The organism is Streptomyces sp. WP-1 (assembly GCF_030450125.1).
In the GTDB taxonomy this organism is placed as follows: domain Bacteria; phylum Actinomycetota; class Actinomycetes; order Streptomycetales; family Streptomycetaceae; genus Streptomyces; species Streptomyces incarnatus.
In genome coordinates this window covers 1,555,475-1,577,614 of sequence record NZ_CP123923.1, presented here as the reverse complement: position 1 = coordinate 1,577,614, position 22,140 = coordinate 1,555,475, and the positions used below count along the sequence as shown (strand labels likewise).

The following is a 22,140-nucleotide window of genomic DNA, read 5'->3' as shown; positions in this document are numbered from 1 at the left end:
TGAAGAGCGCCACACCGCCGTCAGCCGCCATGGCGCCGCAGCCGCTCCCCGCCCGCAAGCACCGCCGCCGCGAGGGCGTCCGCCGCCTCCTGTGTCCCCGGCCGGTGCCGGCCGTGCGCCAGCACGAAGTCGACCTTCCCCAGCTCCGGCAGCCCCACGCGCTCCGGCAGCCGGAACAGGCCCGGCGGGACCAGCCGGCGCGCGTGCGCCATCACCCCGAGCCCCGCCCGGGCCGCGGCGATCAGCCCGTTGAGGCTGCCGCTGGTGCAGACGATCCGCCAGTCGCGCCCCTGCCGCTCCAGCGCCTCCAGGGCCCGCGCCCGGGTGATGCCGGGCGGCGGGTACACGATCAGCGGAACCGGCCGGTCGGCGTCCAGGCGCAGCCGCTCGGCGCCGATCCACACCAGGTCGTCGCGCCACACCAGCGACCCGCGCGGATCCTCCGGGCGCCGCTTGGCCAGCACCAGATCGAGCTTCCCGGCGGCCAGCCGCTCGTGCAGGATCCCGGACAGCTCGACGCTCAGCTCCAGATCGACCTCGGGATGGTCGTAGCGGAAGCCCTCCAGGATCTCCGGCAGCCGGGTCAGCACGAAGTCCTCCGACGCGCCGAACCGCAGCCGCCCGCGCACCCGGGTCCCGGTGAAGAACGCCGTCGCCTGCTCGTGCACCTCCAGGATCCGGCGCGCGAAGCCGAGCATCGCCTCGCCGTCCTCGGTCAGCTCCACGGAGTGCGTGTCCCGGGCGAACAGCGGACGCCCCGACGCCTCCTCCAGCCTGCGCACATGCTGGCTCACCGTGGACTGGCGCAGGCCGAGACGCCGGGCCGCCTGCGTGAAGCTCAGCGTCTGGGCGACCGCGAGGAAGGTCCGCAGCTGGTTCGGGTCGTACACGGCCCCCAGCGTACGTCGTCGCTATCGCGAATCATGATGACAGTGAGAGTGGTGTGCGGGATTCCCGATCGAGGCGGGGCAAGGGATCATCAGGAGAGGCCCGGTCCCACGGGCCCGACCGGAATGCCGTCGCACACCCCCTGCCGTCGCACACCCATCGGAGCATCGTGACACGCCTGCGCTGGCCGAGCTGGATGCCGATCGACCCGTACATCGTGCTGCTCCTCGGCACGGTGGGCCTCGCCGCCCTGTTCCCGGCCCATGGCACCGGCGCCACCGTGGCCTCGGGCGCCTCGACCGCCGCGATCGCCTTCCTCTTCTTCCTCTACGGCGCCCGCCTCTCCACCCGCGAGGCACTCGACGGACTGCGCCACTGGCGGCTCCATGTCACCGTGCTGGCCTGCACCTTCCTCGTCTTCCCCGCGCTCGGCCTGGCCGCCCGCGCCACCGTGCCGGTGCTCCTCACCCAGCCCCTCTACCAGGGCCTGCTCTTCCTGACCCTGGTGCCCTCCACGATCCAGTCGTCCATCGCCTTCACCTCCATCGCCCGCGGAAACGTGCCCGCCGCCATCTGCGCCGGCTCCTTCTCCTCCCTGGTCGGCATCGTCCTCACCCCGCTGCTGGCGGCCGTACTGCTCGGCAACAGCGGCGGCGGTTTCTCCGCCGACTCCCTCGTCAAGATCGTGCTGCAACTGCTGGTGCCGTTCCTCGCCGGGCAGCTGCTGCGGCGCTGGATCGGCCCCTTCATCACCCGGCACAAGAAGGTCCTCGGACTGGTCGACCGCGGTTCCATCCTGCTCGTCGTCTACACCGCCTTCAGCGAGGGCATGATCCAGGGCATCTGGCACCAGGTCAGCCCCGCCCGGCTCGGCGCGCTCCTCCTGGTCGAGGCCGTGGTCCTCGCTGTGATGCTGGTCGGCACCTGGTACGGGGGCCGGGCCCTCGGCTTCGACCGGGAGGACCGGATCGCCATCCAGTTCGCCGGCTCCAAGAAGTCCCTCGCCTCCGGCCTGCCCATGGCGAGCGTCCTCTTCGGCGCCCACGCCTTCCTGGCCGTGCTTCCGCTGATGCTCTTCCACCAGATGCAGCTGATGGTGTGCGCGGTCATCGCCAAGCGCCGCGCCCATGACCCGGGGGTCGAGGACGAGGACGGGGCCGGGGACACCGGCCGGGGCACCGAGGCCGAGGACGGTGCTGCCGCTGGTGCCGAGGCGGGTGGCGGCGCCGAGGGGTCAGCCGCGCACCCGGTCCAGGGGCAGCCACAGAACCGTGTCCTCCGGTGACCGCAGCGCCTTCGGGTCCGCCAGCTCCTGGTCGGTCAGCGCCCGGTCCCAGACGTGCACCTCGTCGATCCCACCGGTGAAGAAGGCCCGGCTGTCCATGCGCTGACCTATGTGCACACCGAAGGGCGAGTCACGGCTCACCGAGCCCGGCACATCGGCCACCAAAGCCTCCGTACCGTCGACGAACAGCGACAGCGTCCCGCCGCCCCGGCGCAGCACCGCGTGGTGCCACTGGCCGTCGTTGTACGCGCCGTCCGTGCGCACGGCCACCGTCCGCGAGGCCGCCGCGCCGTCCCGGGCGGTGATCAGTCCCTGTATCCGGTGGTTCGCCGGCTCCCCGCGCAGCCACACCTGCGGCTCGCTGGTCCCGATCCCGCCCATCCACAGCAGCGGCTGCTCCCCGGTCACCGCCGTGTACCGGAACCACAGCGACGCCGTGAAGTCCTTCGCCCCCAGGGGAAGACTCGCGCGGTACGGCAGCCGTACGGCGTCGTCCGTGCCGTCGAAGGCGAGCGCGCCCCCGAAGACGCCGTCCGTCTCCTGCGCGCCGCCGAGCACCGCGGCCGGATGGGCGCCCGGGGCCAGGTCCGGGGTGACCGGGTCGGGGTCCCGGCGCGGGGTGAGCCAGTCCTCGGTGAACCGGGCGAAGCGGATTTCGTCCCGCGCGTCCACCGCCCCGCCCTCGTAAAGCAGACCCACGGTGTCCCCGCCCATCCGCACCAGGTCCGAGTAGCCGGACCAGTCGGTGGTGACGACCGTGCCCCGGTCCACGCTGTCCCAGGTGCGCCCGCCGTCGTACGAGGAGCGGATCATCATGGTGCGGCGCCGGTCGGGGTCGGCGGGGCAGGCCAGCAGAACGCGGTCGCCCAGGCGCAGTATCGACCCCTGCACCTGCGGGGTGTACAGGTCGGGCAGGGCGCGGAAGGGGGCGGTGAAGCTGTTTCCGCCGTCGCGGCTGGTGGTCTGGGTGCGCTGACCGAGGTCGGTGCCGTCCGTCTCCCGGCCGCTGACCAGGATCGAACCGTCCGCGCGCTCGGCGAGGGTCAGCTCGGACGGCTTCTGCCGGAAGGTGCCGTCGTCCGCGATGGGCCAGGTGTCGGTGGCGCCGATCCGCCAGTGGCCGCCGTGGTCGTCGCTGACGACGAGCGCCGCGTGATTGGCGGTGATCCGGCTGCCGTTCCACGTCTCGGCGTTGACCCCGAACACCAGCCGGCCCGCGTACCGCCCCTTGGTGAGCTGTATCCCGTGCACCGGACCGGTCGCGTACCAGGAGTTCCAGTCGGCGGGCAGGATCTCGGGGCTCAGGTCGCGCGGCGCGGACCAGGTCAGGCCGTCGTCGTCGCTGTACTGAAGATGCGGGGTGCGGTCGCAGGGGACCGAGCAGCTGGCGCTGTCCGTACGCCCCGTGTTGTACGTCTCGGCGAGCCAGACCCGGCCGGTCGTCCGGTCCACGATCGGCGCGGGGTTGCCGTGGGTGTCACCCGCGCCCTCGTCGACGACCCGCAGCGGGCTCCAGGTGCGGCCGTCGTCGGTGGACCGTTTGACCACGATGTCGATGTCGGCGGCGTCCCCGCAGTTGAGCACCCGGCCTTCGGCGAAGGCCAGCAGCGTCCCGTCCGTCGTCCTGACGACCGCGGGGATGCGGAAGCAGGCGTAACCCGGGTCCTGGGACGCCCGGAACAGCACCTGCTGCTCGAATTCGGGCGAACCGGCCGCCTGTTGGGTCCGCTGGGCCTGCTGGGCCTGCTGGATCGGCCGGGCTTGGGCCGGTCGGGCGTGGGCCGGTTGGGCCGGCAGCAGGGGTGCGAGGAGTGCGGCCGTCATGACGGCGGCCGTGGCGAGTACGGGTCTGAGTCGGGCGCGAAGACATGTCGGCACGTGCGGCCTGCCTCTCGTCGGCCGGACATCTGGACGTCCGGACATCCCATGTCCAAGGTGCGCCCCATCGAAGGTAGTTGGGCCTTTGGTGTCATACAAGAAGTGTGCCGGGAACCGCCGCGCGAAACGATGGAGCCCGCCACCGGAAACATCCGGGGGTTTACCGGAGCAAGCGTGCGGGGGTTCATGGCCGCAGCACGACCTTGCCCAGGTTGGACCGCGTCTCTATCGCCGCGTGCGCCCGCGCCGCCTCCTCCAGGCCGAACTCCGCGTGCACGACGGGCCGTACGCTCCCCTCGTCGAAGAGCCGCCACAGCTCCCGGCGCCACCGCTCGTACAGCTCGGGCCGGCCACGGGCGATCAGGGCCATCTGGAAGCCGATCACCGACTTGGCGCCCACGAGGAGGTCGTACGCCCGGACCGTGCCGCCGCCCGAGCTGTAGGCGACCAGCCGGCCGTGCGGGGCGAGGGCGGCGACGGCAGGGGTGAGCAGGTCGCCGCCGGCCGCGTCCAGGACGCAGTCCACGGGGTCTCCCCAGCTGTCGTCGGCATACCGGACGCAGTCGTCCGCGCCGAGGGAGCGCACGAACTCCGCCTTCGCCGGGTCGGAGACGGCCCCCACCACCCGCCCCGCACCCCGCGCCCGCGCCAGCTGCACCGCCAGGTGCCCGACCCCGCTCGCCGCCGCCGTCACCAGCACCGACTCGCCCGGCTCGGGGCGCGCAGCCGACAGGGCGCCGAGCGCCACCAGCCCGCTGCGCACCAGCGCGACCGCGTCCACCTCGGTGGCACCCTCCGGTATCGACGAGGCCATGGCCTCGTCCAGCACCGCGTAATCGGCGTACCCGTGTCCGAAGCACAGCCCCGTCACTCGGTCGCCGGGGCGGAACCGGGTCACCTCGGCGCCGACCGCCATCACCTCGCCCGCCGGTTCACCGCCCAGCGGTATCGGCTCGGCGGCCTCGCGCACCTTGCGGACGACCGGCAGCGTGACCCCGATCGCGGCGCAGCGCACGAGCAGCTGGCCGGGACCGGGCTCGGGGATGTCGGCCTTCTCCGTGAACAGGGGGCCGCCGGGGGAGTCGTACCGGACGCGACGCATCGGGCCTCCATGGCCGGTTCGTCGGACCGGCGGATCGGTGGCGGGGCAAGGAGAGAGAGTCCAAGCCCGCACGGGGTCGTTGGGAGTTCCAACGGTATGCCGAAAGTCGTGGGGAAGTCCAATGATTTCTCGGATAGGCTGCTGCCCATGGCTGCCGAAACGTCCCCGCGTGCCGAAACACCCCCGTATGCCGGAACATCCCCGCGTGTCGAACCGTCGCGGACGCCCGGACCGCCCCTGACCGCGATCCGGGCACTGCCCAGCTGGATCCTCGGCCGGGCCGCCGCGCGGGGCCGGGCCCTGGTCGCCGACGCGCTCGCCGCCGAGGGCCTGAAGATGTGGCACCACGTGGCGCTCTCCGCCGTCCGCGACCTCGCCCCCGTGGCCCAGGCCGACCTCGCGCGGGGCATCGCCCTCGACCCCAAGGACCTCGTGGGCATCCTGAACGACCTGCAGAGCGCCGGCCTGGTCGTCCGCGCGCCGGATCCCGGGGACCGCCGTAAGAACGCGGTGTCCCTCACCGAGAAGGGCGGCCTGCTCCTCGAACGCTGCGAGCAGGCCGCCCGTACGGCCAACGAGGAGTTGCTCGCTCCGTTGTCGGCGGCCGAACGCGAGCTGTTCGTACTCCTGTTGACGCGGATCTCCGGCACGGAGGGGTGACCGGGCGGGGCGGGGGAGGGCGGCAGCGGGGTGGTTGAGGGAGGCGGCGGGGTGACGGAGCGGGGTGGTTGAGGGAGGCGGCGGGGTGACCGGGCGGGGTGGTTGAGGGAGCGCGCCCACCCGGCCCACCGGCAGTGACCCGGCCGCCCCGCTGTACAGCCCCTCGCGCTCCGCCTCCGCCAACTCCCGCCACGACTCGGTGCGTACGACTTCGGGCGCGACCACGTTGACCCGCAGTGGCGCCAACTCCAGTGCCAGCGCCCGCGTCAGGGACTCCATCGCCCCGCACAGCGCCGACACCACGCTCGATCCCGGTAGCGGCCGGTTCCCCGCCGTACCCGTGGTCAGTGCGATCGACCCGCCCGCCCGGATCGACCCGGCGCCGTACTTCACCGCCCGGTACGCGCCTCACCGCCGGGTGTCCAAGAACCGCTGCTCCCGGGCCGGTTCGGTGTCGGCCACGCTCTCCAGCAGCAGCGTCTCGTCCGCCGTGTACACCACGCGCGAGGGAGCCGGGGAGATCGGGAGGGTTGAGGGAGCTGGGGAAGCCGGGGGAGGTGCCCAGTGGTCGGCCAGGCGCCGGTCAGCCCTTGGTCGTCTCCGTCTCCTTCTCCAGCGCGATCCGGTCGTCCCCCGCGTACACGTTCATCGAGCTGCCCCGCAGGAACCCGACGAGCGTCAGGCCGGTCTCCGTGGCGAGGTCCACGGCCAGCGACGACGGTGCCGACACCGCCGCCAGCAACGGGATCCCGGCCATCACGGCCTTCTGCGCCAGCTCGAACGAGGCCCGGCCGGAGACCAGCAGCACCGTCCGGGACAGGGGCAGCCCACCGTTCTGGAGGGCCCGCCCCACCAGCTTGTCGACCGCGTTGTGCCGGCCGACGTCCTCCTTGACGTCGAGCAGTTCCCCGTCCTCGGTGAACAGGGCGGCCGCGTGCAGACCCCCGGTGCGGTCGAACACCCGCTGGGCCTCCCGCAGCCGTTCGGGCAGCTCGGCCAGCAGCTCCGGCGTGACGCGGAGACGGGGGCTGTCGGCGATCGGCCAGCGGGCGGTCGTACGGACGGCGTCCAGGCTGGCCTTGCCGCACAGTCCGCACGAGGACGAGGTGTAGACGTTCCGTTCGAGGGTGAAGTCGGGGAGGGAGACGTCCGGCGCGGTCTTCACATCGACCACGTTGTAGGTGTTCGAACCGTCCGCGGTGGCACCCGCGCAGTAGACGATGTTCTGGAGGTCGGACGTGGCCGCCAGCACGCCCTCGCTCACCAGGAACCCGGCCGCGAGCGCGAAGTCGTCGCCCGGGGTGCGCATGGTGATCGCCAGCGGCTTGCCGTTCAGCCGGATCTCCAGGGGCTCCTCGGCGACGAGTGTGTCCGGCCGGGTGGAGACCGCGCCGTCCCGGATGCGGAGGACCTTGCGCCGTTCCGTGACTCGTCCCATGTCCTGATCAGCCCCGGTTCTGTACGTGCTGGCGGCCGAAGCGGCCCTTGGTGCGGGAGGTGCGATGCGGAGATCCCATTGTCCTGCACATGCATTGTCCTGCACATGGAGGACGAGCCCGCCGCCGTCCGCTGCGCACGAGGGCCCGGTGGTGCTGAGGGGAGCCGACAATTCGTATGCCCGTTTCCTGTGGCTTCACGTGCCCTCGTACTGGTGAGTCACTCAGCAGACTGTGGGTCCCGTTACCACGGCAACAAGGGGGACCTCCGTCATGCACGGCTCTCGCATCGCCGCCATCGGCCACTATCAGCCCACCCGGGTGCTCACCAACGAGGATCTGGCCGGCATGGTCGACACCAGCGACGAGTGGATCCGCACGCGGGTGGGCATCCGCACCCGGCACATCGCCGGCCCCGACGAGCCGGTGGACGAGCTGGCCGCGCACGCCGCCGCCAAGGCCCTCGCCACCGCGGGGCTCGGGCCCGCCGACATCGACCTGGTCCTCGTCGCCACCTCCACCGCGATCGACCGGTCCCCGAACATGGCCGCCCGGGTCGCGGCCCGGCTCGGCATCCCGGGGCCCGCCGCGATGGACATCAACGTGGTGTGCGCCGGCTTCACCCACGCGCTGGCCACCGCCGACCACACGATCCGCGCCGGGGCGGCCACCCGTGCCCTGGTCATCGGCGCCGAGAAGATGACCGAGGTCGCCGACTGGAGCGACCGCAGCACCTGCGTCCTCGTCGGCGACGGCGCGGGAGCGGCGGTCGTGGAGGCGTGCGCGCCGGAGCAGGAGCCGGGGATCGGGCCCGTGCTGTGGGGGTCGGTGCCGGAGATGGGGCACACGGTACGGATCGAGGGCACGCCGCCGCGGTTCGCGCAGGAGGGGCAGAGCGTCTACCGCTGGGCCACCACCCGGCTCCCGGCCATCGCCCGCAAGGCCTGCGAGCGCGCCGGGATCGCCCCCGAGGACCTCGCGGGCGTCGTCCTCCACCAGGCCAACCTGCGCATCATCGAACCCCTCGCGGAGAAGATCGGCGCCGTGAACGCAGTGATCGCCCGCGATGTGACGGAGTCCGGCAACACCTCCGCCGCGAGCATCCCGCTCGCCCTCTCCAAACTGGTCGAGCAGGGCGCCCTGCCTACCGGCGCCCCGGTCCTCCTCTTCGGCTTCGGCGGAAACCTGTCGTACGCCGGTCAGGTCATCCACTGCCCGTAGGGCGCGGCCCACCCAGGCTTACGATCACTCTGTGTACGCGCCACCCCGCACCACGTACACACCCGCCCACCCCGCCCGGCTCCGCCCACCCGAGCGAAACACGCAGGTGAAACGCACTCCGAAACCTTGGTATTGTTGTCCATGTCGCCGCGAGGGAAGCCCTCCGCAAGGCGACAGGCACCTGGTCCGGGTGGCGGAATGGCAGACGCGCTAGCTTGAGGTGCTAGTGCCCTTTATCGGGCGTGGGGGTTCAAGTCCCCCCTCGGACACCAGCAGAGACCCCAGTTGATCTGGGGTTTTTCTGTTTCTCCGGCTGTGGCGTGACCAACCACGTGACCAACAGCCGGGCGAATCCCCAGGTCAGACCAGGGATGACAGGCCGAGTCGACCCGCTCCGGAAGCGGCCAGCCGCCGCGCTCCGTCCTTACGTGAGTGCCCGTACCGGGCCATGGTGTAGCCCGGCGAATGGTGCCGGACGTTCGCGGAGACCTCGACGGGGTTCTCCCCGGCCTCCAGGTCGTTCGTGACCTTGCTGTGCCTCCAGTCGTGGATCCGGAAGTCCTCCGGCAGGTGCAGGCGCGTCCGGAGGGTGCGCCAGCGCGCCGAAACCTTCTCGGGGTCCTGCGGTCCGCCCGCTCACTCCGGTACAGCTTGAAGCCGTCGCGGGCGAAGACGAGATCACTGTCCGCCCACGCGGAGCCGAGTCGTTCCCGTTCCGCGATCTGGCGTTCCCTCTGCCACTTCAGGACGTTCATCACGGACTGGTCCACGTAGATGACGGCGTTGTCGTCGCCGTCCTTGGTGAGCTTGCGCAGCCGGTAGGTGTTGCCCTCCTCGACCACGACCCAACCGAGTTCGATGGACCCAGCGTCCCAGTTGATGAGGGACCACTTCATGCCGAGCGCCTCACTGCGGCGCACGCCGGTAGCGGCGTACACGGTCCACAGCGGGGCGTCCCGCAGACAGTGGTGGGTCAGACCTCCGTCACAGGCCCGGTTGCCGCACGGCTCCCACACCGTCCCCAGGAACCGGGTCGTCTGACCGTCGTCCAGGGTCGGATATCTCGACTCCTGCGCCCGGATCTGCCGGGCGGTGGGAGGGTGCGCCGTCGCGGCGGGGTTGACGGGTATCAGCTTGGGCACTGCCGCCCCCAGTGCGCCGGACAGGATGTTGTGCACGTGGCGCACCGACTTGGCCCCGAGCGGCGGACGTGGACCGCTGGATCGACCGGGAGTGCCTGGTCGCCGCATAACCGGACCCCGCCCACCGCCTCGCGAAGGGAGGCACATGGCCCGCCGCCCGGCGGGGACCACTGGCGCACACGTGTGCGCCGCACAGGAAGGACCACATCTCAGTGCGTATCGACTTCGGCCCCGGTGTCGAGTGGGGCGGTCTCTCCCAGGCGGAGTGCGAACTCATGGCGCGGGATCACCGGCACCAGCTCGACTACCGCGTGTACTTCGCTGCCCTTTGGAGAGCGAACCAGAGCGGTCACGCCGAGTTCCGAATGGGCGAGCTGGCCCGCGTCCTCGTCGGTAGGGAGGGAGGGCTTCCCTCCGCGCAGAGCGTCACCAACGCGGTCGGCCGGGCGAGGTCCCTGGATCTCGTCGGACGGAACTCAACCGTCCGTTGCCTGACCTTGCCGCATCATCGCTTCCAAAAAGGCGGGCGGGGAGGACGTGGGTGTCACGTGCACTGGGACGCCATCCCTTGGGCACACTCCGCTTAATCCCGCCTGGGCTACATGCGACAGGTGTACGAACACCTTGAACCTACATCCCGGACGTGACGCAAGAACACATGCCGCGTGTTGCCATACATGCCATGACCTGCGGGAACGTTCGGCTGCTCTTTATCTATCTCAGTAGGCGTACAGTCCTGCAACGTCTGGAAGCCTGGGCCCCTTACGGGGCCGAGTGGCCAAAGCGCCTTCCACTCACGACGCAACGGCGAACGGATGTGGGGCGCGGCAGTGCCCCCAGGTCAGGGCACCGGCGGAAGAGTCACCAGGGAGGGGGGGCGGCTCCGCCGCCACAGAGCGAAGCCACTTACGCCAAGCCTCGTGAGCCTCCAGTCTTGTGCAGGCTCACCCCGCCGGCTGGAGCCTTACCCTGGCCCTGACCTGTGGGTTTCCTCTTGTGCTTCTCTTCGCCGTTGCCCTGGCGGCCCTTGGAACCGTGGCAGATTCCGAGCTGCTAAGACGTGGCGGTTCGAGCCTGCCCCCTTCGGGGGTCATACCCCCACCCCTTCGCCGTCGCCCCTCTCTCCGCCGACGCGCCCGCCTCCCCTGTCAGGCGAACGGCTGTGCGCCACGCTGAGCACCTGGCAGGGCGGGAGTCAGGCGAGCGTCCAGCCTCCGACAGCAGGCCGCGAAGCAGGCGCACAGCGCCCTGCCGTGGCAGGCACGTCAGGCTTTCAGTGGAGCGCGGCAGCGCCCACCAGGACGACAGGACAGGGCATCTCATAAACCATCGTTAGTGAGACGACTCGATAGCCGTCGAGCCGTGTCCGTTTCGCTCCGCTCTCGCCGTCTCGAAACTCGTCTCAAAAGATCCCGCTCGGCGCTGGCTTTCAAGACACGTTTTTGAGACGGTCTGGCCATGCCGAAGAAGATCACCCCGGCCGAACAGGTCGAGCGCCACGACTGCCCCAAGTGCCAGGCCCCCGCAGGAAGCCCCTGCCGTACCGGCGCGGGCAAGGTGGCAGCCAGCTACCACACGGGGCGCTTCGCCCTCGTGCCCGCCTTGAAGGCGGAACTCACCGTGAAGACCCCGGCCGACAGGCAGCCTGGCAAGGCGTGGACACAGGGCGCACCCGTGGCACAGGCGCCCGAAGGGAAGCCGGGCGCAGCGATCCGGCTCGGCTACGCCCGGTGCTCCACGGTGGGTCAGGAACTCCAGTCCCAGTTGGACGCCCTTGCCGGGGCCCAGTGCACCCGTGTGTTCTCCGAGAAGATCAGTACCCGCGTGAAGGAGCGGCCCGAGCTGGAGAAGGCCCTCACCCTCGCAAGGGAGATCAGGCAGGCCGCACCCGGGCAAGCCGTCATCCTCACCGTGGTCGAGATGAAGCGACTCGCCCGCAACGCGGCAGAGTTGATGTCCCTGTCCGCCACCCTCCAAGCGGACGGCATCCAACTGGAACTCCTCTCCGGTCCCCTCACGGGGGTGTACGACCCGAACGGGGCGGGCGCCATCGTCTTCGCCGTACTCGCCGTCAGTGCGGAAGTCGAGCGGGAGGGCATCCGGGAGAAGACCTTGGAAGGTCTTGATGCTGCGGCCCGCAAGGGCAACCACGGGGGACGCCCCACCGTCGTGGACGACGACAAGCTAGCCGCAGCCCGTGCCCGGCACGCCAAGGGAGAGAGCGTCACCGCCATCGCCAAGGCGCTGGGGATCTCCCGAGCCACCCTCTACCGGCATATCGGTGAGAGCGCCTGAGACAGGCGCACAGGGGCGCAGTCAGGCGCTCACCTCGGAGTGCACAGGAACGGGCGGGCGCACTCCGGTGAGCGCCTCCGCTCGGGCAACCAGGCGGGGCGCAAGGTCCGGGTACCAGCCACGGGCTACGGCTTGCAGCATCTCGGCCAGGGTCGCGAGTTCCCCGATTCGGCCGGCGGGGGTGTCGAGTGTCGACGCGAATTCCTTGCGGATGCGGGCGGCTACGTCAGGGACAAGCAGGCTGTTGGCGTGGAGGAGTCCCACGTCGTAGCCGAACGGCACGAGGCCCCACCGCTCCCAGTCCAGCAGGCACAGGGGCGCGGTGGTGAGGTTGCCCCAGTGCAGGTCACCGTGACCGGTCACCCGCTTCACCCTGGCGGGGGCCGGGATGCCAAGGAACTGGGGGAAGGCCCGTTCGATCCACCCGTCCCGGACGGTCGTCTTCGCACCCTCCGCTTCAGCAAGCAGGGCAAGGGCTTGGCGAAGGTCCGCCCACCACTCGTCAGGCAACCCGGGGTCGTGGTCGATGTCGGCCCGGTCCGGGGACACCACCGGTTGCGTGAGGTAGTCCAGGACTTCCGCCTCGAAAGCCCACTCGCCGTCAGTCCAGTCGTGCACCCCGTACAGGCGGGGGCGGGGCACGCCGTCAGGCACCAGTTCCGAGGCCCCGACGATGCCTTCCCCCGCCTTCCTGCCCGCGTTCCTCTTCGCCGTCCGGCTGACCCGTAGCCACCGGTCCCCCGCTCGGCGTCCGAGAGTGACACCGAGGAAGCCCCACGCCAGCGGCCCCGTGCAGGTGAGGCCCAGTGCCTTGGCCGCCCGGTCGTGGGCGGCCTCCATCAGGGCCTGCACATCCTCATTCACCGGCGAGTTCATCCGTCACCCTCCTGAGCTCCTGGGCCGTCAGCGGCGCAGCCAGAGCCTTGGCCACATCGTCCCAGTGCTCGCGGGTGCTCGTGGAGGTGAGGACGACATCGAGGCCGGGGCACGAGCCAACGGACAGCAGGGCAGCGGCTGCGGCCGACAGGCCGGGGCGGATGAGGTTCACCAGTTCGGGTGTCATGGCGTCGAGGAGTTCGCCCCCGTGCAGGGGAGCGGAGCCGAAGGTGATCAGCCCCGCGTCCTTCGCCTGCACCAGTGGTCCGCCGCCGTTCAGGGCCTGTGTGATCGGGGCATCCATGATCAGGCTGACGGGCATCTGCAAGCCCGTGAAGTGGTGCTCGGCGGAACCGGCCGCCTGCCGGGCGAGCGTGAGCAACTCGGGCACGCTGAGCGCTCCGGAGGCCAGGCCCGACCAGGTGGCAACGCCGTACCCGCCGATCCTGCCCGCGTGGGCGAACTCTTCCAGCGCCGTGAAGGCTTGCCGCACCCGCCCGTGCAGAGCGGCACGGTCAAGGCCGTGCCCGTGGTGCTCCGGGTTGTGCACGAACACCAGGTCCACGCGCCCGAGCGCGGCCAACGACCGCTCCGTCTGCCAGCGGACGAAGCCCCGCTCAAGGCTGTGCCTACCGGCCGCCTCTTCCCGGGCGAGCACGCCCTCAGCCAGGGCGGCACGGCCCTGCTCCTCCGTGAAGAACCCCGACTTCGTGGCTACCCGCACGGTCGGGTACTCCCCGAGGACCGGGCGCAGTTTCTCATGCGCCCGACCACGGGCGTAGTTGGGTGCCGTGTCCACCCAGGGACTACCGGCCGCCAGGGCGGTGCGTGCCGCCCGACTGACGGCACGCACGCGGTATGTCCCCAGGCAGAGCGCGGCGGTCACAGCGCCGTCCCCACGACTGCGACGGCGTGGCCGTCGATGAGGACGGAGACCAGTTCGGCCACCTCCTTGACCTCAAGCCCGGCGGAGTCGGCGAGTTCGCCGAGCGTGGTCGGCTGGTTGGTCAGCAGCGTGCCCAGCGCGGGCGCGGCGGACTCGGCGAAGTCCCAAGCCGTACCGGCCGCAGAGAAGGTGACCGTGCCCTGTTCGCGGTTCGCCGTCAGGCGGCCCCTCGGAGTGGTGAGCTTGACCGCGATCTCCCCCCGTGCGGGGAGTTCGCCCACGTAGGGCAGGGACGGAATCGCGTGGCCCAGATCCGTCGTGTCGATCGACTCCGCCCACCGCTCCACGAGGCGGGGGTCCGCCATCATGTCGGCCACCTCGCGGCGTACAGCGTCGATGAAGTCCGACTGTTCCGCCGACGAGCCGAAGCGCGGAATGTCCCGGCGGAGCGCGAGGGACGCCCTGAGCTGATCGACGACCCACAGCATCAGGTCAGCACCTGTGTGCGGGACCATCCCGAACGTGAGGTGGAGGGACTCTGTCCCCTGATCGGCGGTGACCGAGTGCCACCAGCCGCGCGGCAGGTAGAGCACGTCGCCCGGGGACAGAACGAGGTCCGCCATCGGGTCGCCCTCCGGCTCCTCCGGCGACTCCACGTCCCGGAAGGTGGGCGCTTCACGGGTCATCCCCCACAGGCGCCACCGCTTTGAGCCGTGCAGTTGGACCACGACCACATCGTGGTCGTCCCAGTGCCGGCCGAAGCCCTCCCGCTCGGTCCACGAGGCGTACACGTTGGCCTGCACGGAAGTTCCGAGGAAGCGTTCCAGTGCCTCCGCAGCCGCCCCCACGGCGGGGTGGATCTTCTCCACCGCGTCAAGGACCAGCGACGCCCCGTCCCTGAGCTGGGCGTGGAAGTCGGACGGCTGGATGCGGGACCAGGTGACCGCGCGGCGGTTCGTGGTGGGGATCGCGTAGCGGTGGAGCGGGACCATCTCGCCGTCGACCGACAGGCGCAGCCGGGGCGGCTCCAGCCGCTGCGTGGCGATGATCCGATTCAGGTCATCCCAGGAGAACAAGCCCGCCGTGTCGGCGACCCCGGGGAAGTGCGCGTATGAGCGGTGGTACGTCTGGGCGAGGAACCTGTCCCCGCCCAGACGCCCCGCCCACGAGGCTGCATCAAGCAACGTGGGCGCTCCCGTCAGTCGTTGCCGTCGGAACGGCCACTGCTGACGTCAGACTCCTGCTCGGCACGGGTGCGCGCGGCCACGATCTTCCGCTTCGCGACGAGCAGGCCACCCCCCTCGGGGGCCACCGAACCGGTGTTCTCTTCCACCATCGGACTACCTCTCTTCTCGGGCACTCCCGCCGGGAATCCGGCAGGAAGCAAAGGGGGACAGCGACGAGTGCGGCAGTTACCGGAACGCCAGGGTTCCAGCGAGAACCAGGGCACAGCCGCCGAGGATCGCGGCCAGGTAGAGCGGCCCCGCGTACCGGCCAAAGCGGCGCAGCACCCAGTGGCCCAGGCGACGCATCACGTCGCCTTCGGCTCCACCACCACGGGGCGGAGAGCACTGGCAGGCAACGAACTGCGACCCGTGCACCGAGGGCACCCGCACGGCGGGTACTTGGTCGGCGAACCCAGGATCACCGCATGGCGCGGCTCCACCTGCACCTCACGAACCGGGCCGTACGTCCGGCCGCCGTCGTACGACACCCGCAGAGTCATGCGCCCCGTCACGAGCGCACACCACCATCAGGGCCGAACGTCCGCCGGTACTCCAACCGCTGACCTACGCCGTAACGCACCCGCTCTTCGTTTCGCTCGGTCGCTGTCATGGGGGAAATCATTGGCCCAGAAAGCGGCGGCTGTGTAGTTCTTTCCCGTCATGGACTAAAGATCATGAACGGCAGGCGGTAGCCCACTCCGTCAACAAGGCTCGCGCTTCGGCCCCGAACAGCGCGTATCCCTCCAGTGTCGAGAACAGTTCCACATGCATTTCGATGTCGCGCGGATCTCTCAGGATCACGACTCCGGTGGTGTTCTCCACAGTGGCCAGGGTGTTGTCGTAGACAGTGAAGGTGTCCATCGGAGCCATGGGCTTATGGCCCGCGATCGGGATGACACCGAGCTTCACATTCGGCAGGTGGGTCAGTGAGGCCAGCCGGTCAATCTGCATCGCCATCGCGGCCGGGGGCAGGAGTGGCCACCTCACGGCCTGTTCGGTGAGGATGAAGGTGAACCGCTTCTTCGTGTCGTAAAGAACCTCCTGCCGCTCCAGCTTCCTCGCGATCGTCTTAGTGACATCAGCCGGTGAATGGGCAAGGCTGGCCCGGATGTACTCAGGGGTGGACAGCAGTCCCGTAATCATCGAGAGCAGGAAGAAACGGAACTCGGTAGAGGAGGATTCGAGCGCGGCAAGTTCGGTCTGCTTCTTCTCCAGCCCCCGTCGCCGTAGCGAGCGCAGGTCTTGCCACTCGGTATTGGCCAGCCTCGCGAGGGCTATGACCTCCTCGATGACCTCGGGCGGAGCAACGACAGCCCGGAGGATTCTTTCCAGGTCGAGCAGGCTCGGTTGCGCTTTCCCGTTCTCGATCCGACTGATCTTCGATTGGGACATGTTGCAACGCCGAGCGAGCCGGTCCCCAGTGAGGCCGGCTCGCTTACGTAGTTCTTTCAGCAGGACGGCCAGTTCTTGCTTCGGCTGCCCCAACTGTTCAGGGTCGAACGTCACCCGCTCACGTACTCCAGGAATGGAACCGACTCGGCAACGGCAATCCGCTTCCACTGCCGATACGGCTCAGGATCACCCTCGTACAGTTCCCGGTTAATCTGTGTCCCGTCCGCTCGGTAGTTCATCAGCACCACCTTGGACTCATCGAACATCCAGAAGTCCTGACCTGGAAGCCCCGGGTTCTCTCGGTCAGTGAGGTCGAGAATGCGGATATCCTCGCCCGCCTTCACGTGGTGCCGGTAGTAATACTCGAACTCGAACCGGAGGTAGTCCGAGAGCGGGCGGGTTACGACATGCACCCTGCCTACGCTCTTCCCTTCCGAGGCCCATTGCCGAACCTCGTCCATCCAGGCCGACGTGTAATCGTCCGGGGACTTCTCCCCGGCGAGGAAGCGCTTCAGCCTCTCCGCTTCCTGGGGCATGGTGTAAACGGGCAGCGTCTCCAGCCGCCACGCCTCACGCTCCATGGAATCAAAGCAGTCATTCCACGCGTCACCATCCAAGTGCACGGATTGCCTCCCTGAGAACCGCTTCCGGGATTTCCACGAGCCCCTCCCCGGCGGGCGGGGTGAAGGCGTCGGACACGTCGCCCTGCACGACGAACGATCCCGTGGCCGTGCGGTACACGTTCGGGCAGTCCTTCTCCCCGCACTCGCCGTTGCCGTTGCCCGTGAGGCGGGTGAGTGCCGAACGTTCGGACATGCCAAACCCCCTTGCTCTGGACCCGTTTGGGCCGCCTGGCCAACGACAGTAGAGGGGGTGGCGCTACGCGTCTATGCGTGAACGCGACTATGCGTGTCCTTGCATAAACGGGTCCCCGACCGCGCCAGCCCACCCCGGTACGCGGTCATGTACGCGACCGTGCAGACTGGGCGTAGCCCCGTGGCGCCGTCCGGGAAGCCTGACCAGGGACGGACGCCTTGGAGGAGGGTTGGTCACATGACCAACGTGTGACCAACAGGGGCCCGAGAGGGCCTGAAACAGCAGGAAAGAACAGGAGAAGCGCCCCGCCGAAATGGAGCCTGTCAGCGGGCGTTTCCCCAGGTCAGATCGGTTGTGGGCTGGTGCCCGAGTCGAGAGTTCAAGTCCCCCCCTCGGACACCAGCTGAGACCCCAGTTCATCTGGGGTCTTTTGCATTTCTGCGCTGTGGCGTGACCGGCCACCCGACCAACGGCCCAGCGCCCCCCAGGACAGGCCAGACCAGGGGCAATAGGACGCGGCGGCCCGTACCGGAGGGCGCTGAGAGAAGGCGAAGACGCCGCCCGGCTGGAGGCCGCAGTGGATGAGGGGCAGCAACAGGCCGGGGTCGGTGAACCAGGCCGCGCCGAAGACACCGTAGATCGCATCGAAGATCGTGGACGATTCCCGCAGGTATGCGTTGGTGAGCTGTCGCTGCGGCCTGGCCTGCGAGTAAGCGTCCCACGCGGAGCTACGAGCGTCAGTCATAGTGAGGGTGACCAACCGTGGCCGGCCCCGGATGCCCTCCACGGGGCCGTTTGTGGAAGGTCGTCACGGCAGGGCGAGGACATCGGCGATCGCGGAGCGCGTCTCCTCGTCCTGGAGGGACCAACCGGTAGTCCCGGTACGTCGGTCGACGGCCATCGGTCGGACGCAGGCACGCAGCGCGGGCGTAGACCCTCCATGGGACGCGTGATCGGCAATCCATTGCGCGCTCGTCAAAGCGAGCCGCGAGCCAAGCCAGGGCGTTGCTCGTCGCTTTTGCGATGCAGGGGGCGGCTCCGGCCCGGTGGTTGTGTTGACGGCGCTGCGGAACGGCCGCGCGCTCAAGGAGCCTCGATGCGCCGGGCAGCTTGTCTCGTCGCCGCGCTTCCGTGCCCGTCGTGGCCGCGTGGGGCGAGCCATGCCTTCCGAAAGGGCCATGGCCCGGGCCCGGATTTCGGCTGGTCGGGCTGACGGGGTGCGTCGCCGTCAAGACGCGGGGCGCGCCTCAAGTCCGTCCGGACGCGGGAAGTTCGCCGGGGCGGTGCCGGTCCCTCGGAGGAGCCCGAACCGTCGGCCGCGACCGCCGAGCCCCGGTGTCGAACCGCCCGCTCCGCGAACTTCGCTCCCAGAAACTGCTGTTGGCCTCGTTGACACGCCGTAAGCCCACGCGTTTCACTCGACACCTGTGCATGGCAACGTTGTCAGGCGTCGACCGAAGGCGTCCGGCACCGAGGCCGTCACCGACGTCCCTGCCCTTCGGCACACCAGCACCTGTGCGAAGCACGAAACGCTGCGGAGGCAACCGATGGTCCGACCCCGACGTTCAGCCGTGCCACGTGATCGAAGGAGATTCCGCCGACGCCTGGCCGTGATCTCCGTCGTGGGCATCGCGGCATTCCCGCTCCCGGCGACAGCGGGCGCCTATGCCGCGAGTGCGGCGCCGCCGGCCCTGGTGAAAGACCCCGCGTCCCTCGTCAACCCGCTGATCGGCACCTCCGGAGAGGTGGACACCTTCCCCGGCCCCGACATGCCGGCCGGCATGGTGCAGTGGGGTCCGGACACGACCCCCGACCGTCCCTCGGGCGGCGGTTACGAGTACGACGACAAGAAGATCTCGGGCTTCAGCCTCACCCATGTCTCCGGACCCGGCTGCGGTGTCGCGGGTGACCTGCCCGTCCTTCCGGTGACCGGCGCGCTCTCGGGCAACCTCGGCAACGCGTCCGTCGGCTTCAGCCACGCCGACGAGCAGACGGGTATCGGGTCGTACAAGCTCACCGACGCGAACGGCGTCACGACCCGGCTGACCGACACCACCCGCGCCGGCCTCGGCTCCTTCACCTTTCCGGCGGGCAGTCAGGCGAACCTGCTGTTCAAGCTCAGCGGCGGTGCCACCCAGGTGGACGGGACCCGCGTCCAGGTGGTGAACGACAAGGAGATCAGCGGCTCCGTCGACAGCGGCCACTTCTGCGGTGCGAAGAACCGGTACACCCTGCACTTCGACATCAAGTTCGACCGGTCGTTCACCGGCAGCGGCACCTGGGTCGGCGGCACCATCAACCCGGACGCGACCTCGCTGAAGGCGGGCAAGGCCGAGCGGAACGCGCGGCCGCACCCGTCGAAGCGGCTGAAGGAGAAGCACTTCACCGTCCCCGCGGCCCCGTCCCCGACCGTGCACGGCGACGCCGCGAAGTCCTCCGGTACGGGTACGCCCTCGCCGTCGTCCTCCCCGGCCCCGAGCACCGGCACCACGCCCACGTCTACGACCACACCCTCGGCCACGTCCTCGGCCACGAACAAGGCCGCCCAGCCGCCCACCACGGGCGCGAACGGGATGTACCTGACCTTCGACACCTCCTCGAACCCCACGGTGAAGGCGAAGGTCGGCATCTCCTACACCAGTGACGCCAACGCGGCGGACAACCTCACCACCGAGATCAGGAACTGGGACCTGGACGCGGTGCAGCGGGCGAACCACGACGCCTGGAACACGGTGCTGGACAGGATCCGGATCGGCGGCGGCACCAAGGACCAGCAGGTGCAGTTCTACACGGCGCTCTACCACGCGCTGCTGCACCCGAACGTCTTCTCGGACGACAACGGCCAGTACATGGGCATGGACAACCAGGTCCACAAGCTGGCCAAGGGCCAGCGGGCCCAGTACGCCAACTACTCGGGCTGGGACACCTATCGCTCCCAGACCCAGCTGATGGCGATGGCCGAGCCCAAGGTCACCAGTGACGTCGTCACCTCGATGCTCAACGGCTACGACCAGACGGGCCTGCTCCCCAAGTGGGCCTCTAACAACGGCGAGAGCTACGTCATGGTCGGCGACCCGGCGGCCGGCATCATCGCGGACGCGTACGCCTTCGGCGCCCGGAGCTTCGACACGGACAAGGCGCTCGCCGCCCTCCAGCACGAGGCCACCGCGCCGAACAACGACCGCCCCGGCGAGTCCGTACGGGACGCCAAGGGCTACCTCCCGCTGGACGAGAACGACTACGGGTGCTGCAACTTCTACGGCCCGGTCTCCACACAGCTGGAGTACGACTCCGCCGACTACGCCCTCGCGGCCTTCGCCAAGTCACTGGGCAGGACGGCCGTTTACCAGAAGTTCGCCACCCGCGCCCAGGACTGGATGAACGTCTTCAACCCGCAGACCGGCTACATGCAGGCGAAGGACAAGGACGGCCGCTTCGCGGGCGGGTTCACCCCGGGCACCTCCAACGGCTTCGTCGAGGGTACGTCGGCCCAGTACACGCCGATGGTCCCGTTCAACCTGAAGCAGCTCATCCAGGCGCGCGGCGGTGACCAGGCGTACTCGTCCTTCCTGGACAGCCTGCTCGACAACATCACCGACCCCGGCAACACCGACGCCAACCTGAGCAACGAGCCCAGCGTGGAGATCCCCTGGGAGTACGACTACACGGGCCAGCCGTGGAAGACCCAGGAGGCCGTCCGCGCGGCGCAGCTGAATCTGTACTTCAACGCGCCGGTCGGCTCGTTCGGCAACGACGACCTCGGCGCGATGAGCTCCTGGTACGTCTGGTCCGAGCTGGGCATGTACCCCGAGACCCCGGGCACGGACACCCTGGCGCTCGGCAGCCCGGCCTTCCCGGTGGCGCAGGTGACGCCCGCCGGCGGCAGGACGGTGCGGATCAACGCGCCGCAGGCGGCACCCGACGCGCCGTACGTGCACTCGCTCGACGTCAAGGGCAAGGAGTGGAACGCCTCCTGGCTGACGTACGGGCAGTTCAAGGGCGCGGGCACCCTGGACTTCACCCTCGGCACCCAGCCGGACAAGTCCTGGGCCTCCGGTCCGTCGGCGGTGCCGCCGTCGGACACCACGGGCGGGGACCGCGTCCTGGCCGCTGCCGGTCCGGCCAGTGACGGCCTGGTGCTCCAGCCGGGCGCGTCCGGTGACGGCACGCTCGATCTCACCAACCTCGGTGGCAAGGACGTCACCGTCGACTGGAAGGCGACCGCGCCGTCGGGTGTCACGCTGGACCCGGCGTCCGGCTCGGTGAAGGTGCCCGCCTCGGGCAGCGCGGAGGCGAGGGTGCGCGTCACGGCGGGCGCGAGCGAGGGGACGTACCCCGTCGCCTTCGCGCTGACCGACCACGACACCGGGGCGGCACTGAACGGGGCGGCCCTGCGGGTCGCCGTGGCCAAGGCCGGTGAGCTGTGGCCGTACGACACCAACGAGGGCATCTATCCCGACGGTACGGCCTTCTCGGGCGGCTTCGACAACGGCGGCTGGGCGTTCTCGCAGAACGCGCTGTCGGCGGCCGGGGCCACGAGCGGCTCCACGCTCACGGTCGACGGCGTCGCCTACACCTGGCCGGCGGTCGCGTCCGGGCAGCTGGACAACCTGGAGATGGCCGGCCAGACCATCCCGATGCCGGCCGGTACGTCGGGAGCGTCACTGGGCCTGCTGGGTACGGCGACCAACGCGCCGACGGACGGCAGCGGCGTCTCGGGCACGCTGACCGTCACCTACACCGACGGCAGTACCGCCAAGGCCACGGTCGGCTTCTCGGACTGGACGCTCAACGCCGGTTCGACCAAACCGATGGCGGGCGACACCACGGCCGTCACGACGGGCTACCGGAACACCGGCAGCGGCGGCCGCGACGGCGTGAAGACCTACGTCTTCGCGACCAAGGTCCCGCTCGACGCGTCCAAGCAGGTGGCCTCGATCACCCTGCCGGTGACGGGCTCCTCGGGCAGCGACCACCTGTTCGCCTACGGCTTCGGCCGGTGACACCCGGGAGACGGTGACACCCGGAAGACGGTGA

The 22,140-nt window shown here is 69.9% G+C and carries 16 protein-coding genes, 1 tRNA gene and 1 pseudogene; 6 read left to right on the top strand and 12 right to left on the bottom strand.

The features are described 5' to 3' along the window. Window positions 1-20 precede the first annotated feature (20 nt). Window positions 21-890 carry a LysR substrate-binding domain-containing protein gene (locus tag QHG49_RS06630; protein WP_145486270.1) on the bottom strand — a complete coding sequence of 290 codons (870 nt, stop codon included), beginning with the start codon at window positions 888-890 and terminating at the stop codon, window positions 21-23. A gap of 194 nt (window positions 891-1,084) precedes the next feature. On the opposite strand from QHG49_RS06630, the gene QHG49_RS06625 reads away from it, so the two are divergent. After that, the gene (locus QHG49_RS06625; RefSeq protein WP_301492721.1) at window positions 1,085-2,173 is read left to right on the top strand and encodes a bile acid:sodium symporter family protein; all 1,089 of its coding nucleotides are present in this window, start codon (window positions 1,085-1,087) and stop codon (window positions 2,171-2,173) included. Here the strand turns inward: QHG49_RS06625 and QHG49_RS06620 are convergent. Continuing rightward, the gene (locus tag QHG49_RS06620; protein ID WP_301487775.1) at window positions 2,123-4,051 is read right to left on the bottom strand and encodes a sialidase family protein; all 1,929 of its coding nucleotides are present in this window, start codon (window positions 4,049-4,051) and stop codon (window positions 2,123-2,125) included. The two genes, QHG49_RS06625 and QHG49_RS06620, sit on opposite strands and share 51 nt — an antisense overlap. Window positions 4,052-4,235: 184 nt before the next feature. Then, window positions 4,236-5,153 carry a zinc-binding dehydrogenase gene (locus QHG49_RS06615; RefSeq protein ID WP_301487773.1) on the bottom strand — a complete coding sequence of 306 codons (918 nt, stop codon included), beginning with the start codon at window positions 5,151-5,153 and terminating at the stop codon, window positions 4,236-4,238. Window positions 5,154-5,300: 147 nt separating this feature from the next. Between QHG49_RS06615 and QHG49_RS06610 the strand changes: the two genes are divergently transcribed. After that, window positions 5,301-5,813 (top strand): MarR family winged helix-turn-helix transcriptional regulator, encoded by a 513-nt coding sequence (locus tag QHG49_RS06610; RefSeq protein ID WP_159706394.1) that lies wholly within the window; start codon window positions 5,301-5,303, stop codon window positions 5,811-5,813. A gap of 126 nt (window positions 5,814-5,939) precedes the next feature. On the opposite strand, the pseudogene QHG49_RS34060 reads toward QHG49_RS06610, so the two are convergent. Beyond that, window positions 5,940-6,206 (bottom strand): annotated as a pseudogene (locus tag QHG49_RS34060) (SDR family oxidoreductase); the annotation flags it as partial. A 190-nt stretch (window positions 6,207-6,396) separates the two neighbouring features. After that, complete coding sequence (gene fdhD, locus QHG49_RS06605; protein ID WP_301487770.1) at window positions 6,397-7,251, bottom strand: formate dehydrogenase accessory sulfurtransferase FdhD; 855 nt, start codon at window positions 7,249-7,251, stop codon at window positions 6,397-6,399. Window positions 7,252-7,522: 271 nt separating this feature from the next. Here fdhD and QHG49_RS06600 point away from each other — a divergent pair, with 271 nt between their 5' ends. The 3 genes from QHG49_RS06600 (at window position 7,523) to QHG49_RS06590 (ending at window position 11,907) form a co-directional block, all read left to right on the top strand. Next, window positions 7,523-8,470, top strand: a complete 948-nt coding sequence (locus QHG49_RS06600) for a beta-ketoacyl-ACP synthase III (RefSeq protein WP_159706398.1) — start codon at window positions 7,523-7,525, stop codon at window positions 8,468-8,470. A gap of 184 nt (window positions 8,471-8,654) precedes the next feature. Further along, window positions 8,655-8,742: transfer RNA gene (locus QHG49_RS06595), tRNA-Leu, on the top strand. A gap of 2,328 nt (window positions 8,743-11,070) precedes the next feature. Then, a complete protein-coding gene (locus QHG49_RS06590) occupies window positions 11,071-11,907 on the top strand; it encodes a recombinase family protein (RefSeq protein ID WP_301487767.1) in 837 nt (278 codons plus the stop codon). A 21-nt stretch (window positions 11,908-11,928) separates the two neighbouring features. On the opposite strand, the gene QHG49_RS06585 is transcribed toward QHG49_RS06590, so the two are convergent. The 7 genes from QHG49_RS06585 to QHG49_RS06555 all read right to left on the bottom strand — a co-directional run bounded on the left by QHG49_RS06585 (window position 11,929) and on the right by QHG49_RS06555 (window position 17,103). Continuing rightward, window positions 11,929-12,783 (bottom strand): hypothetical protein, encoded by an 855-nt coding sequence (locus QHG49_RS06585; protein ID WP_301487765.1) that lies wholly within the window; start codon window positions 12,781-12,783, stop codon window positions 11,929-11,931. Continuing rightward, window positions 12,764-13,669, bottom strand: a complete 906-nt coding sequence (locus tag QHG49_RS06580) for an aldo/keto reductase (protein ID WP_301487763.1) — start codon at window positions 13,667-13,669, stop codon at window positions 12,764-12,766. Before QHG49_RS06580 ends, QHG49_RS06585 begins: the two co-directional genes overlap by 20 nt. Then, a complete protein-coding gene (locus tag QHG49_RS06575; protein ID WP_301487761.1) occupies window positions 13,666-14,853 on the bottom strand; it encodes a cupin domain-containing protein in 1,188 nt (395 codons plus the stop codon). Before QHG49_RS06575 ends, QHG49_RS06580 begins: the two co-directional genes overlap by 4 nt. Before the next feature lie 14 nt (window positions 14,854-14,867). Then, window positions 14,868-15,005, bottom strand: coding sequence for a hypothetical protein (locus QHG49_RS06570; protein WP_169435287.1), 138 nt, complete (start codon window positions 15,003-15,005; stop codon window positions 14,868-14,870). A 562-nt stretch (window positions 15,006-15,567) separates the two neighbouring features. Next, on the bottom strand, window positions 15,568-16,401 hold the full coding sequence (locus tag QHG49_RS06565; RefSeq protein WP_301487756.1) for a helix-turn-helix transcriptional regulator: 834 nt from the start codon (window positions 16,399-16,401) through the stop codon (window positions 15,568-15,570). Further along, window positions 16,398-16,910 carry a DUF6879 family protein gene (locus tag QHG49_RS06560; protein WP_186337948.1) on the bottom strand — a complete coding sequence of 171 codons (513 nt, stop codon included), beginning with the start codon at window positions 16,908-16,910 and terminating at the stop codon, window positions 16,398-16,400. The genes QHG49_RS06565 and QHG49_RS06560 overlap by 4 nt, the downstream gene beginning before the upstream one ends. Then, window positions 16,894-17,103, bottom strand: a complete 210-nt coding sequence (locus tag QHG49_RS06555; protein ID WP_301487753.1) for a hypothetical protein — start codon at window positions 17,101-17,103, stop codon at window positions 16,894-16,896. Before QHG49_RS06555 ends, QHG49_RS06560 begins: the two co-directional genes overlap by 17 nt. Window positions 17,104-18,725: 1,622 nt before the next feature. Here QHG49_RS06555 and QHG49_RS06545 point away from each other — a divergent pair. Further along, a complete protein-coding gene (locus QHG49_RS06545) occupies window positions 18,726-22,106 on the top strand; it encodes a lectin (protein ID WP_301487751.1) in 3,381 nt (1,126 codons plus the stop codon). Window positions 22,107-22,140: the final 34 nt, after the last annotated feature.